The following is a 14,499-nucleotide window of genomic DNA, read 5'->3' as shown; positions in this document are numbered from 1 at the left end:
TTTTAATTATAAGTACTTGACTAATCGTAGGAATTGAGTTTGGCATCCTCTTCCCATCCATTAATCTTTATTTTCTCTCCAAAAGCATCTACGGATAAGTAGAGTTTATTTGGAAATTGATGTGTCATATGTGTTAACCACTCTATGTCTTGGATACCTTTTGTACCTACGATACAATAGTCTATTCCTGAATGAATATAATTTTCAATTGTTTGTTTTGAACGAATGCCGCCACCCACTTCTATAGGCTTAGTGGTCAACTTTCGTAAGGAACGAATGTAGTCGAATTCTTTTACTTCTTTTGCTTTAGCCCCAATTAAATCTACAATATGTATACGTTTCACACATTTAAATTGACTATAAAATCGGATACTGTCTTCTACAGATTTTTCCATTTTTTCTTTTGAATCATATTTGCCTTCTGTTAATCGAACACTTGTTGAATTAATCAAATCAATAGCTGGCCATAAATCAATCATTAATAAACCCTCCTTTAAGCGCTTGATTTAGAATCTCTAATCCATACGTTCCACTTTTTTCTGGATGAAACTGGATACCGATATAATTTCGGTATTGAATGACTCCCGGAATCTTCGTACCATAGTCAGCATAAGCCACTACATATTCTGACATTTCTGCTTGATATGAATGAACAAAATACACATCACTTTGCAGTAAAGGATGTGTACTCTTTAATTCATTCCATCCCAAATGAGGAATAGGATGAGATGATTGGATTGGCACTATATTTCCTGGGACAAGTTCCAATCCACTAATGTCACCTTCTGCGCTATGTTGAAAGAGTAATTGCATACCTAAACATATTCCAATTATCGGTTTATCATGTATATTTTTAAGCATATCTTTGATGTCTTTTTCTTCTATAGAATGCATCGCATCCCGAAAATGTCCAACACCTGGAAGTACGATAGCTTCAGCTTTTTGTACATCTTTATCATCACATGTCAAAATCACATCATATCCTAAATGTTGAATCGCTCGAGTGATGTTACTTATGTTTCCCAATCCATAATCAATAATCGCAATCATTCAATTACTCCTTTAGACGATGGAATACGTCCATCTTCATTTTGTGCAAGAGAAATCTTTAATGCTCTTGCAAAAGATTTAAATATTGCCTCAATCTCATGATGTGTATTTCCACCTCTTAATAAGTCAATGTGAACGGTTAATCGCGCATTAATTACTAATGCTCTAAAAAATTCTTCAACTAGTTCAGTGTCAAAAGTTCCTACCTTTTGAGCGCTCAACTTGCTATTAAATGAGAAATATGGACGACCACTAATGTCCACTACTGTTCGAGCAAGCGCTTCATCCATGGGTACATATGAGCAACCATATCTTGTAAAACTTTGTTGAGTCTTAACTAATTCAAGAAGTAATTGTCCAATAACTATACCTATATCTTCAGTTATATGATGATCATCAACATACGTATCACCAGTGGCCTCAATAGATAAAGTTAATCCACTATGAAAAGTAAATAGCGTTAACATATGATCCAAAAATCCTACACCAGTATTAATATGAGATTGTGTTCCGTTATTAGCCAGCGAAATATTAAGCTGAGTTTCTTCAGTGTCTCTTTTGATTTGATAGTTCATAACATACGCTCCATTTCTTCACTATTTTTTTCCAGTAGAAGAAGTTGTTCTTCTGTAGCAATAGAGTAACGAACATACGCATTCATTTTTATTAACAGATATCATAATAAGCTATCCTTTTCGGCGTACGTGAATCGATTTTTCATGATTAAATAAAGATTCTATATGTGCAATGTGCTCAGCTGATTCTGCTACTTCGTTAAATGTTTTTTGTGACAAATGAATGACTGAATGTCGTGTCATAAAGTCATTCACAGAAAGTCCATTTGTAAATCTAGCTGTTTGATTAGTAGGGAGTACATGACTAGGACCTGCCACATAGTCCCCAATAACTTCAGGAGAAAAGTGTCCTAAAAAAAGTGCGCCAACATATTTAACTTTATCTATATACCTTTCAGGTGCTCGAGTTTGAATAGATGCATGTTCAGGTGCAATCGTGTTCATAATTAAACATGCTTCTTCAGTATCTTGAGCTAATATTAGATAATGATGATTAGTAATACTTTGTGATATGATATCTTGCCGTTCAACATATTGAAGCTTCTCTTGTATTATAGTGTTCAATTGATTAAGTACCTTTTCATTTTCACTAATCACATAAGTACAAGCCATTTCATCATGCTCTGCTTGTGCAAATACGTCATAAGCGATTGCGTCTAAGTCAGCACTTTCGTCTATAATCAAGGCTATTTCTGTCGGTCCTGCGATTTGGTCTATGCCTACTTGACCGAATACAAACTTTTTGGCATAAGCAACATATTGATTTCCTGGACCTACAATTTTGTCGACTTTTTTTATAGTTTCCGTGCCATAAGTTAGTGCTGCAATACTTTGTGCTCCACCGACTTGATAAACATGATGAACGCCTGTAATGTAACAAGCGGCTAACACCTCTTGACATATACCGTTATTTTGAGGTGGGGTAACAACAGTAATCTCATTAACACCTGCTACTTGAGCAAGTGTTGCAGTCATTAATACCGTAGACGGATAGCTAGCCTTACCTCCCGGCACGTAAATACCTACTCGTTCGATAGGATGGTATCGTTCATAACATTCAGTTTGTTGAGATGGTTCCTGTTTCACCTTAATATTTTCTTGATACACTTTAATTCTCTGATAGCTTTGCTCTAATGCATCTCGTGTTTTATTATCTAGCATGTCATATGCATTTTTTAGTTGGCTTTGCTCTAATTCAAGATTCTCAGTTTCCACTTGATCAAATTGTAAATTATAATTTTTTAAAGCTTTATCTCCCTGTAATTTAACTTCTTCACAAATCTGACTCACTATCTCGTACAAAGATTCATCTAGAGATTCAACATTATTAAATTCTTTTAAAAATTGTTGTGCGCTAAGCATAGCTAATAGACACTCCCAACTGCTTGATTAGTCTCTCTATTTCAGATGATTGCTTAAAATATGATTCTTTATTTGTAATTAACTTAGCGTTAATTTCACTGATATACTTTTTCTCAACGAGCCCGTTAGCTGTAAGCGTAGAACCAGTTTGTACAATATCTACAATAGCATCAACCATATCCACTACACATGACAATTCAACTGAACCGTTAAGGTGAATCACTTCTACATCCATACCTTCTTTATTGAAGAATTGAGTAGCTGTATGTACATAGCTCGTTGCTACTTTTTTATAGCAAGATGTTTCTGGCTTTGCCGCCAACGCAAAATGACATTTACCAAATGGCAAATCGAGTAATTTATTAATATTATATTTTTGACCATTCAGAATATCACTTCCCACAATTCCTACATCAGCAATACCTTGTTCTACATAAGTGGGAACATCGCTTCCTTTAACTAAAATCATTTCAATGTTGTCGACTGTAAGCAATAACTGTCGTTGTCTATTTAAAAGTACAGTTGCAATATCTATCTGATTAACTTGTTGTAAATATTCGATAAAATTCTCTAACAAACGACCCTTTGCTAATGCAACTCGTAACATGGCGTTCCACCTCACCTTTTATAATTAAAGTGTTAATCCTAAACCAAAACCTTCTAGTGAACCGTGATAATAACCACCTGTCAAAACGCTATGAGTAGTATTTTTAAGATGACATTTTATAAAAATACCTTTGTAATAAGATCTAGGCGCTTGTGCAGTTACGTCAAGGTGGATTTCAGTAATCCCATGATCAGTAAACCATTGTGCCCAAGATTGAATTGCCCCCATTGCAGGATGTTGCTCAGGTAAATAATGAGATAATATTTTAAGTTGGTTTAATGTGTTCTCTTTAAGAATTTGAATGATGGGATGATTGAAAGTTAGTGTTTGAATAAGCCCTGATAAATTGCGTTCTTCTATCATCTCCATAACTTCTCTAGTTTGATGATTTTTCTCTAAAAGTGCATCAATCAATTGATAGTGACCTAAAATGACAAATTGAATATCATCATGAAGTACGTTTTGAATAAAATATTGGAAATCTAAGAAATTTTGAGTGATTTTATCAAATTGTGGCTCGTAGTTCTCGATGCCGACTTGCTTTATAACTCTGTTATCTCTGATAATATCCCCTGCATAAGCTACTTTTTTAAAATGTGTTGGATAGTTCGAATAATATCTGAATAATTGATCAGTAAAATCATTTCTTAATGCATAGATAGATTTATTTTGTTGCCAAAAGCTTCTTTCATCCATTTGTTGCAAATCCTCGTGAGTCAATCGTCGCCAATCCAATTCTTCAATTAAGTTAAAATCTACAACATTATACTTTTGTTGATGAAAAAACTTTAAAAAACGTAATTCCTTTTCTTTCATTGAAATAATGGTATTGTTCATACTTACGCCACCCCTCCCTCACGCTGCATACTTTAGTTCGATAATACACTAAAGTAAAAATGTAGTAATACACTAACATGTTACAAGTTATCTGACAAGTATTTTTCTGAAAATTCTTTCTTTTCTAATGAAATATATCTAAGTCTTTAATTATCAATTTTTAATTAAAATAAAAACCTCTTGTGAAGTAAATAATACTTTACAAGAGGCATATATTATTGATCAGTATTAAATTTTTAATTATTGCTAGGTTGTAAATTCATCATGCTTATAGTTTTAGTTATTATCCAACGCTTGTACGTTAAAAAAACAACGATCTCCTTTATTAATTACATCGTCCCAGTTAGCATCATAATTATATCCGAGTCTTTGTGCTAATTTAATAGAATTTGTATTATATTGATTTGTTCGAATTATTTTTGGTGTTATAGTATCATGCTTTTCTAAATGACGAGCAATCTCCTCCATCGACTCAAAAGCTAAACCTACACCAGTATACGATGGAAAGATTCTATAATACGCATTAAGAAACTGTTGTTGATGAATTGTACGATACTCAAACCCTGCTATTCCCACTACTTTTTGATTATCTCTCATCATTAAAATGAAGTAACCAAATTGATATTCATCCCAATGCCTCATCCATCCTTTAATAAAATCTCAGGTTGCTACTTTATTCTGATGAATACCTTTAGGTGTATACTTTATAGCTACTTTATTTGTATGCAATTGATAAAGTTCATCTGTATAACTCAAATTAAGCTTCACTAGATTTAATCTATGTGTTTCTAACATCTACATCCCTCTTTCCAATAAATTATTCAATTGTAGATAACTTAATATTGTTTACGCACTCTTTTCACTATTGAGAAGAGTATATATTATATTTAGACTTACGTCAGTCTCACCTAAAAATTTCACATAACATCCAATTTTGACAATATAGTTCACCTTATATTTATACTTGTTCACTAGTAAATGTGTCTAATCAATGATCATATTGTGTCCAAAATATTACAAAATGGAATAGGTAGTATTATAAATATGTATTTTTGTTATATGGCCTATCGTCTTATAATAGGAATCAGCGCAATAATTTAATTATTTTTGCACGAATTCTTAAACCAAAGAAAGGTGAGCAAAAAATGGCTAATAAAGAGTCAAAAAATGTTGTTATTATTGGCGCTGGTGTCTTAAGTACGACATTTGGTTCTATGATTAAAGAATTAGAACCTAATTGGAACATCAAACTCTATGAACGCTTAGATCGTCCAGGTATTGAAAGTTCTAACGAAAGAAACAATGCCGGTACAGGACATGCGGCGTTATGTGAATTGAACTATACAGTACAACAACCTGATGGTTCAATTGATATAGAAAAAGCCAAAGAAATCAACGAACAATTCGAGATTTCAAAACAATTCTGGGGTCACTTGGTAAAAAGTGGTAACATCAGTAACCCTAGAGATTTCATTAATCCACTTCCTCACATTAGTTTCGTAAGAGGTAAAAATAACGTTAAATTCTTAAAAAACCGTTACGAAGCAATGCGTAACTTCCCTATGTTCGATAACATCGAATATACAGAAGATATCGAAGAAATGAGAAAATGGATGCCATTAATGATGACAGGTCGTACTGGTAACGAAATCATGGCGGCTAGTAAAATCGACGAAGGTACAGATGTTAACTACGGTGAATTGACTCGTAAAATGGCAAAAAGTATTGAAAAACATCCAAATGCTGATGTTCAATACAACCACGAAGTAATTAATTTCAATCGTCGTAAAGACGGTATTTGGGAAGTTAAAGTTAAAAACCGTAATTCTGGAGACGTTGAAACTGTTCTAGCTGATTATGTATTTATCGGTGCAGGCGGTGGCGCTATTCCACTATTACAAAAAACTGGTATCCCAGAAAGTAAACATCTTGGTGGATTCCCTATCAGTGGTCAATTCTTAATTTGTACAAACCCTGATGTCATTAATGAACATGACGTCAAAGTATATGGTAAAGAACCACCAGGCACACCTCCAATGACTGTACCACACTTAGATACACGTTATATCGATGGTGAAAGAACATTATTATTTGGACCATTTGCAAATATTGGCCCTAAATTCTTAAGAAACGGTTCTAACTTAGACTTATTCAAATCAGTTAAACCTTATAACATCACAACATTACTTGCATCTGCAGTTAAAAACTTACCTTTAATCAAATACTCTATCGACCAAGTATTAATGACTAAAGAAGGTTGTATGAACCATCTACGCACGTTCTACCCTGAAGCTCGTGACGAAGATTGGCAATTATACACTGCAGGCAAACGTGTTCAAGTTATCAAAGATACTAAAGAACACGGTAAAGGATTCATTCAATTTGGTACAGAAGTTGTTAACTCTAAAGACCACTCTGTTATCGCATTATTAGGTGAATCACCTGGAGCATCAACTTCAGTATCAGTAGCCCTAGAAGTTTTAGAGAAAAACTTTGCTGAGTATGAAAAAGATTGGACTCCAAAATTACAAAAAATGATCCCATCATATGGTAAATCTCTTATCGATGATGTTAAGTTAATGAGAGCAACTCGTAAACAAACATCTAAAGATTTAGAATTAAATTATTACGAATCTAAATAAAATACTTTCCCTGTAAAATATAAAAATGATGAAGAGAAAATAAATAAATATAAAATATTTCTCCCCTATCCTCAAAACCTTAATTAATATTAAATTAGAGTAAATAAATTTAGAAACAAAATTAACCCCTACCCCTGATACCTCCAACGAAGTCGAGCCAACTTCGTTGGAGGATTTTTTATTTTTTTCTTAGCGACTTAAGTATCTATCACAGTAGATATCTAACAAATCAGCGATACAACAAAATTTATGAATTGTCCATGTTTTAAAACTCAATGAGTTAAAATAACTATTCACACGATTCCTTCTCAATTCACTTTTTATAAACACTGTTTCTATATAAAAAATAAGCTTGTCTCTCTTTTTATAAAAATAAACTCAAATATCATCTCATTATACATTTTTAAAGACGTCGTTTAACCCATGCACTCTTTTTATAAATATATCCATTGTACTAAAGGTTATTTAAAATTCCATGTTGCAAATCATCATAGATACGAGAAAGCCTATGAGTTGATTTTATTTCAGAATATAATTGAACAGAATCTTCAACAATTTCATCACTCTACTATAAAAAAACACTCGTCCTAAGACGAGTGAAAATAAAAAGAGTTAGAAATAAAAGGAAACTAAACATAAAAAGAACAATATAATAGATGATGGTCAATTGATGTGTTATATGAGGTATTGAAGAATTTTCACTTTGTTTGCACTTCAAATAAAATAGACAGGGACGGATGTGTCCATCTTATATTCATCCAACCATCATCTCTATATCATTCTTAAATCGTAAAAATTACGATTTAATGTCATGTTACTTTCTTCTAATAGCAATGTCAAATGAAAGTATATGTGCTTAATTATTTTTTGACATATACGTTGTCTTACTTCAGTATTAAATGAAATATTCTTAGTTTATACTTCAATAATTCTCTCTATGAGCAACCTCAAATTAACAATCACATGTTCTTTTTTATTTTAAAATAAAATTTTACAACATTTTTTCTGGAGGATAAATTTACTGTTGATTGCAAAATATCATCATTCTTTTATGTATACTTCATTTCTTTTTAACAAATCTAGTATTATAAACACACTAAAAAAGGGGGTAAAAATCCGTAAATTTAATGAGAGCAAAAAAATTGATAAGTCATCTTACTGTATCTAGAATATAAATACAAGAAACATAACTATTGTAATAAAGAGAGAAGGGGTTATAATAATGACAAAATTTAACTTTGATCAAGTTCACAGTGATATTCAGTTTAAAATTAAACATCTTATGGTGTCTCAAGTAAAAGGAACATTTAAACAATTTGATGTTCAATTAGATGGAGATATTAATGATTTAACTTCACTAAAAGCAACAGCTACTATTATTCCAAGTTCAATTGACACTCAAAATGAGGACAGAGACAATCATTTAAGATCAAACGATTTCTTCGGTACAGAAGACAACGATAAAATGACATTTGTAACTAAAGAAATCAACGAAGATCAAGTAGTTGGAGATTTGACAATTAAAGGTGAAACTCATGAAGAGACATTTGATGTTGAATTTAATGGTGTAAGTAAGAATCCAATGAATGGACAACAAGTCACTGGTTTTATCGTTAGTGGAACAATTAACCGCGAAAAATATGGTATTAATTTCAACCAAGCTTTAGAAACTGGTGGCGTGATGTTAGGTAAAAACGTGAAATTTGAAGCATCAGCAGAATTTAGTATCGAGAATTAAACGATTTGTTATAGAAAAATTTCTTAAACTTTTTATCTTTAACAGTAAATTACAACAACACATATAATAAATGCCTGGGACACATTCAATGTCTCAGGCATATTTATTTATGGACAATCGTTTTATTAATAGAAAATACAATGAGTTGTATCAAATTTTCAAATTGAGCTATGCGAGTGAAGAACATAAAGTTTTATTCGACCTTTGTTCTACTTCTTTTATTTATACAAAACAACTTATTCCATACGCTTTTTCAAAAATTTATTGAAATTGATAACCCTCATATCCTTTAGCAAAACCATTAACTGTATAAAGCATAGATCCACCTTCAGAATGGTTTTCAATATCATTAGTACAAATTATAAGTTGATTTGTACCAGGTATGAATTGTGGATGTGTTGTACGTAACATCTTCCCATCATCACGTCCTGGCATTAAAATTTGACCTATAGGATAACCTCTCTTATTGAAAACTAATACACGTCCTTGTCCATACATAGCCACATATAAATTATCATCACTATCAATACAACAAGAATCCGGTCCTTCATGACCTGTAAAATAATATGGTACTGTTGCTCCAAATGGTGCAATAGTCACACCATCATCCTCTAATGTGATTCGGTGAAGTCGATTAGTTGTAGTTTCAGTTACCCATAGTACTTTTTCATCCGTACTTAAAGCAATACCATTCGCCACAGAAATATTTTGAATAATTGGCGTAACCTTCTTAAAGTCTGGATCTACATAGTAAACACCGCCCAAAGGTTGTGTAGAATACCCTCTAAAATCAGTGAAATAAAATCCGCCTTTACTGTCAAAAACCATGTCATCAATACAATATTCTGTATTTAAATCAGAAATAATTTCTTCTATTTGTTCACCTTTTTCTGTTGTCGCAAATATGCCTCCAGTTGTCTTAAAATCACCTAGATAACAGATAAATAAACGACCATCTTTATGTACTTTAATCGCTGCTGGATTATCTTTAACAGACTGAAATTTTGTTGTAACCTCTTTGGTCGCAGGATTAACTTTAAAAATATTTCCTTCAAACACGTCTAATAAGAATAACTGACCTTCGCGATTAAAATTAAGTCCTTCTAGTTGTAACCCTTTATCTGAAATTTTCGCCCACGGCTCTGCTGTTACGGTTTGCAATTCACTTTCTGACACAATTGGCACTGCACTTTCTGATTTACCAGTATATTTTAATGTTGGTAATTTTTGATTTGCCATCAATTGGATCCCTCTCTTTATTCAGTGACTTTATTCTCATTTTACAAAAAATTTATATTAAATGTCATTATAACTACACAACTACACTTTTATTCATATATGAAAACAATCACATCTTATATCGGTCAAATGACGGATTTATAGGCTACCTTATTGAAAGTAATTCTCATTTTGATACAATATTAAAATGTCTAATTTTTAAACTTCAATCACTATCAATTTTTTTATATAACTTCAAATACTTTTAAATTAACTAAAATTGACTAAAGAGGAGCACAGATTTATGGATTATAGAGTACTACTTTATTATAAATATGTAACTATAGATGACCCTGAAACTTTTGCAGCCGAACATTTGAAATTTTGTAAGGAACATCATTTAAAAGGAAGAATACTAGTTTCAACGGAAGGCATTAATGGAACATTATCTGGAACTAAAGAAGATACTGATAAATATATAGACCATATGCATGCAGATAGTCGTTTTGCTAATTTAACTTTTAAAATTGATGAAGCTGAAAGTCATGCGTTTAAAAAGATGCACGTGCGTCCAAGACGTGAAATTGTTGCACTCGACTTAGAAGAAGATATTAATCCACGTGAAATTACCGGTAAATACTATTCTCCTAAAGAATTTAAAGCCGCACTAGAAGATGAAAATACTGTTATATTAGATGCTCGAAATGATTATGAATACGATTTAGGACATTTCCGCGGAGCTATTCGTCCTGATATAACACGATTCCGTGACTTACCTGAATGGGTGCATAATAATAAAGAACAACTCGACGGAAAAAATATTGTCACATATTGTACAGGTGGCATTCGTTGTGAAAAATTTTCTGGTTGGTTAGTAAAAGAAGGATTTGAAAACGTAGGTCAGTTGCATGGTGGTATTGCTACATACGGTAAAGACCCTGAAACTAAAGGGCAATATTGGGATGGTAAGATGTATGTATTTGATGAACGTATAAGTGTCGATGTGAATCAAATTGATAAAACAGTCATCGGCAAAGAGCATTTTGATGGTACACCTTGTGAACGTTATATTAATTGTGCAAACCCTGAATGTAATAAACAAATTCTTGTTTCTGAAGAAAATGAAGAAAAATATTTAGGTGCATGTTCGTATGATTGCGCAAAACATGAGCGCAATCGCTACGTTGCCCGTCATCATATTAGCAATGAAGAATGGCAACGTCGTTTAAACAATTTCAAAGATGTGCCTGAACACACACATGCATAATTCAAACACGCCTTTATTGTGAGTTTAACATTTCACATATAAAGGCGTATTTTATATGATTTAAATATCTATAATAACTTTTAACCCTGTTTTTTGACATAAAGAATACGTAAAATGGTAAATATTGATATCATTTATGTCACTGATAGTTTTAAAATAAATAATATAATAAGCCTACTTAAGGAGTGTCTGCATGGAAATATTAGTCACATCATTTGAACCATTTGGAGATGAAAAAGTTAATTCTGCACTTGAGGCTGTTAGCCATCTGGAAACTAAAATTGGTTGTCATAAAATTGATCGATTGATACTTCCTACAGTATTTCATGACTCTGCGAATGTGATTGCTAAAGTGTTAAAATCTAAAAATTATGATGTTGCTCTAGCTATCGGACAAGCAGGTGGTCGTAGTGAAATCACTCCTGAGCGTGTAGGTATAAATATAGATGACGCACGTATTAAAGATAATCAAGGACACCAACCTATTGATCAAGTTATACGTCACGATGGCGCACCCGCTTATTTTTCTAATTTACCTATCAAAAGAATGACAATGGCAATTCAAAAGGCTGGTCTCCCTAGCAGACTATCTAATTCCGCTGGAACATTTGTATGTAATCATATCTTATATCAACTTGGATATATGGCAGACCATTTTTACCCTGACTTATTATTTGGATTTATACACGTGCCTTTGATTCCTGAGCAAACAATTAATTATTCTCAACAACCTTCATTGTCCGTTGAAGATATCGTAAAAGGATTAACTGAAGCAATCAAAGCTATCGACTTCGTTGAAGATAACAAGATTGCATTAGGAGAAATCCAATAGTCTCTTAGTTCACTAATCATTCTGTATGTACTTTAAACAGGTGGCCCTGGGAACATCAAGCTCGTTTGACGTTTGCTCACATATGTATTAGCAAAAGCGTGCATGATAAGAATATAGAGTAATTGATGTTCTTTAAATAGCCTATCATTCCCTTCTGCATAAGCATAATCACCAATTTGTTTCCAACTCGCAATTTGTGTATCTCGCTTTATATCTTTGATAGTAGTATGATGTTTCTCATTAGCATGAATATTTAATATTATACCGTCAATTTTTAATATTCCATACGTCTCCTCATAACCATTACTTTGCTTATCAAATAACGCTTCACACTGCCTACCTTTTGAATCACGATATTCTACTTTAAAATGTTTTTTCTCCATATATCGCGATACCTTAATATAAGCTACACTATTATTATTCACATCACATATCTCATATTGATTTAATTTTAAACCTAAGGTCAAATAACCAATACATTTTTGAATAAAATTTTTATACACTTTCGATATCATACCAACAGGTTGCTGAGCATCATTTTTTATAATTGAAGTCTGCGTTGAGAATCGATTTCTTTTTAAATATTTATACATTTTGTCACCCATCTCTCTAATATCATACTTTTATCATATACAACAGACTTCTCTAAATCAAAATCTCTTTTTTATCAAATCATTTTAAATACAAAAAGTATTTTTGAAAATATTTCCAATTATCTGTATACTTTAAACAAATACTTTGTAAGTTAAAAAGGGATGAAGAAAAATATTAAAATGAAAAACAAACGAAAAATAAACAATACGCTTGTTTATACTATCTCTGTTTTAATTATTGTTGTTATTACACTTATTGCGGGTATCTTTCCTAAAGCATTTGGGATGTATGCGCAAAGCATTTACGATTGGATTACAAATTGGTTTGGTTGGCTATTCCTTATCATTGTCTTTGTTTTGGATGTATTTTTAATATTCTTAGCTTTTTCTAGATATGGGCGCTTTAAACTTGGTTCGGATGAAGAAGAACCAGAATTTTCCATGCTATCTTGGATTGGCATGTTATTTTCAGCAGGCCTTGGCGTTGGTATAGTCTTTTGGGGTGTTGCCGAACCTTTAACGCATTATCTCCATTCACCCTTCCCAGGAAAAATTGCAGATCACTCTGAAGAATCAGCACGTGTCGCGATGGGATATACATTCTTCCATTGGGGTATTTCACAATGGTCAATTTTTGCTATTTCAGGATTAATCGTTGCATACTTTCAATTTAGAAAACAACGTAACGGACTTATTTCAACAGCTATGGAACCCGTTTTTGGTGAAGCTTATAAGCGTCCGTTCAGGAATATTATTGATATATTAGCAATTATTGCAACCGTCATGGGAATTGCTACGTCGATTGGTTTGGGAATTATGCAAATTGGTGGTGGATTAAACCATCTCTTTGATGTTCCTAATAATAATTTCACTAAAATCTTAATTACTATTTTAATGGTAGCCATATTTTTAGGCTCTTCATTAACTGGCTTAAATCACGGTGTAAAATGGTTAAGCAATTTTAATATCATATTAGGCGCGGTTTTACTCATATTTATTTTGTTTTTCGGTGATTTGAAGTTTATTCTTGAATCATACACACTAGCAATTTCTGATTATTTGCAGCATTTTATAGAATATAGTTTACGCGTAAATCCATATTCAGGAGATGATAGTTGGATTCAACAATGGACTGTTTTCTATTGGGCTTGGGTAATTTCGTGGTCACCTTTTATTGGTGGCTTTGTAGCAAGAGTATCTCGAGGACGTACAATTAGAGAATTTGTCGTAGGTGTACTCATTATCCCTCCTCTAATTTCGTTTACATGGATTGCAGGTTTTGGCGGTACAGCTATTAAGCTTGCTTTAAATCATAACGACAAGCTTGTTCATATTGTCGATAAAGATTATACTGTTGCCTTGTTTGAATTATTATCACATTTTCCATTGTCGGAAGTCACTAGTTCCTTAGCCATTGTACTTATTTTCATCTTTATTGTAACAAGTGCTGATTCAACTACGCATATTGTTGCAGGGATGGCTACAGGTGGTGCTATCAATCCATCTTTAAAACATAAAGTCTTATGGGGTCTGCTTATTGGGGCGATTTCAGTTGCTATGACAATTGCAGGTGGTCTTAAAAGTTTACAAACTGCATCAGTCATTACAGGTCTACCATTCTCTATCATTTTATTACTAATGATATTCTCACTCATGAGGGCTTTAAAAAGAGAACCCATCCATCATTTTAAAATGACATCAATTGATGATGAAAAAGATTACTCTATTTCATTAGAAGAGCGTGAAAAACAGGATGAACAAGAAAATCAGTAAAGCAG

General features: G+C 32.5%; 12 protein-coding genes and 2 pseudogenes. 5 read left to right on the top strand and 9 right to left on the bottom strand.

The window, feature by feature from the left end; genetic code table 11:
* Window positions 1-23: 23 nt before the first annotated feature.
* The 7 genes and pseudogenes from HMPREF3058_RS00415 to HMPREF3058_RS00385 all read right to left on the bottom strand — a co-directional run.
* A pseudogene (locus tag HMPREF3058_RS00415) lies at window positions 24-479 on the bottom strand (HisA/HisF-related TIM barrel protein); the annotation flags it as partial.
* Window positions 472-1,050: an imidazole glycerol phosphate synthase subunit HisH gene (gene hisH, locus HMPREF3058_RS00410; protein ID WP_002489625.1), complete on the bottom strand. Its 579-nt coding sequence runs from the start codon at window positions 1,048-1,050 to the stop codon at window positions 472-474. The pseudogene HMPREF3058_RS00415 and the gene hisH, both read right to left, overlap by 8 nt.
* Entirely contained in the window at window positions 1,047-1,625 is a 579-nt protein-coding gene (hisB, locus tag HMPREF3058_RS00405; RefSeq protein ID WP_002487498.1) for an imidazoleglycerol-phosphate dehydratase HisB, read from the bottom strand. Before hisB ends, hisH begins: the two co-directional genes overlap by 4 nt.
* 111 nt (window positions 1,626-1,736) lie before the next feature.
* The gene (gene hisD, locus HMPREF3058_RS00400) at window positions 1,737-2,987 is read right to left on the bottom strand and encodes a histidinol dehydrogenase (RefSeq protein ID WP_002491303.1); all 1,251 of its coding nucleotides are present in this window, start codon (window positions 2,985-2,987) and stop codon (window positions 1,737-1,739) included.
* Window positions 2,980-3,594, bottom strand: a complete 615-nt coding sequence (hisG, locus tag HMPREF3058_RS00395) for an ATP phosphoribosyltransferase (RefSeq protein ID WP_002487531.1) — start codon at window positions 3,592-3,594, stop codon at window positions 2,980-2,982. The genes hisD and hisG overlap by 8 nt, the downstream gene beginning before the upstream one ends.
* A 24-nt stretch (window positions 3,595-3,618) precedes the next feature.
* Window positions 3,619-4,431 (bottom strand): ATP phosphoribosyltransferase regulatory subunit, encoded by an 813-nt coding sequence (locus tag HMPREF3058_RS00390; protein ID WP_002487479.1) that lies wholly within the window; start codon window positions 4,429-4,431, stop codon window positions 3,619-3,621.
* Between the two features lie 276 nt (window positions 4,432-4,707).
* Window positions 4,708-5,226 (bottom strand): annotated as a pseudogene (locus tag HMPREF3058_RS00385) (GNAT family N-acetyltransferase).
* A 320-nt stretch (window positions 5,227-5,546) separates the two neighbouring features.
* Between HMPREF3058_RS00385 and lqo the strand changes: the two are divergent.
* Together lqo and HMPREF3058_RS00375 are read left to right on the top strand one after the other, a co-directional pair.
* Window positions 5,547-7,073: an L-lactate dehydrogenase (quinone) gene (lqo, locus tag HMPREF3058_RS00380; RefSeq protein ID WP_255296948.1), complete on the top strand. Its 1,527-nt coding sequence runs from the start codon at window positions 5,547-5,549 to the stop codon at window positions 7,071-7,073.
* Window positions 7,074-8,295: 1,222 nt separating this feature from the next.
* On the top strand, window positions 8,296-8,811 hold the full coding sequence (locus HMPREF3058_RS00375) for a YceI family protein (RefSeq protein WP_002446907.1): 516 nt from the start codon (window positions 8,296-8,298) through the stop codon (window positions 8,809-8,811).
* A gap of 261 nt (window positions 8,812-9,072) precedes the next feature.
* Here the strand turns inward: HMPREF3058_RS00375 and HMPREF3058_RS00370 are convergent, their stop codons facing one another.
* The gene (locus tag HMPREF3058_RS00370; RefSeq protein ID WP_002491296.1) at window positions 9,073-10,050 is read right to left on the bottom strand and encodes an SMP-30/gluconolactonase/LRE family protein; all 978 of its coding nucleotides are present in this window, start codon (window positions 10,048-10,050) and stop codon (window positions 9,073-9,075) included.
* A gap of 283 nt (window positions 10,051-10,333) precedes the next feature.
* On the opposite strand from HMPREF3058_RS00370, the gene HMPREF3058_RS00365 reads away from it, so the two are divergent.
* The gene (locus HMPREF3058_RS00365; protein ID WP_002491281.1) at window positions 10,334-11,296 is read left to right on the top strand and encodes an oxygen-dependent tRNA uridine(34) hydroxylase TrhO; all 963 of its coding nucleotides are present in this window, start codon (window positions 10,334-10,336) and stop codon (window positions 11,294-11,296) included.
* A gap of 193 nt (window positions 11,297-11,489) precedes the next feature.
* Window positions 11,490-12,128: a pyroglutamyl-peptidase I gene (pcp, locus tag HMPREF3058_RS00360; protein WP_002491269.1), complete on the top strand. Its 639-nt coding sequence runs from the start codon at window positions 11,490-11,492 to the stop codon at window positions 12,126-12,128.
* 32 nt (window positions 12,129-12,160) lie between these two features.
* Here pcp and HMPREF3058_RS00355 read toward each other — a convergent pair whose 3' ends face one another.
* The gene (locus HMPREF3058_RS00355) at window positions 12,161-12,721 is read right to left on the bottom strand and encodes a tubby C-terminal domain-like protein (RefSeq protein WP_002458076.1); all 561 of its coding nucleotides are present in this window, start codon (window positions 12,719-12,721) and stop codon (window positions 12,161-12,163) included.
* Window positions 12,722-12,901: 180 nt separating this feature from the next.
* On the opposite strand from HMPREF3058_RS00355, the gene HMPREF3058_RS00350 reads away from it, so the two are divergent.
* Complete coding sequence (locus HMPREF3058_RS00350) at window positions 12,902-14,494, top strand: BCCT family transporter (RefSeq protein WP_002499521.1); 1,593 nt, start codon at window positions 12,902-12,904, stop codon at window positions 14,492-14,494.
* Window positions 14,495-14,499 lie beyond the last annotated feature (5 nt).

Origin of the sequence: Staphylococcus sp. HMSC068G11 (assembly GCF_001815825.1) — a bacterium.
Classification (GTDB): Bacteria; Bacillota; Bacilli; order Staphylococcales; family Staphylococcaceae; genus Staphylococcus; species Staphylococcus epidermidis.
This window is presented reverse-complemented; position numbering and strand designations above follow the sequence as displayed.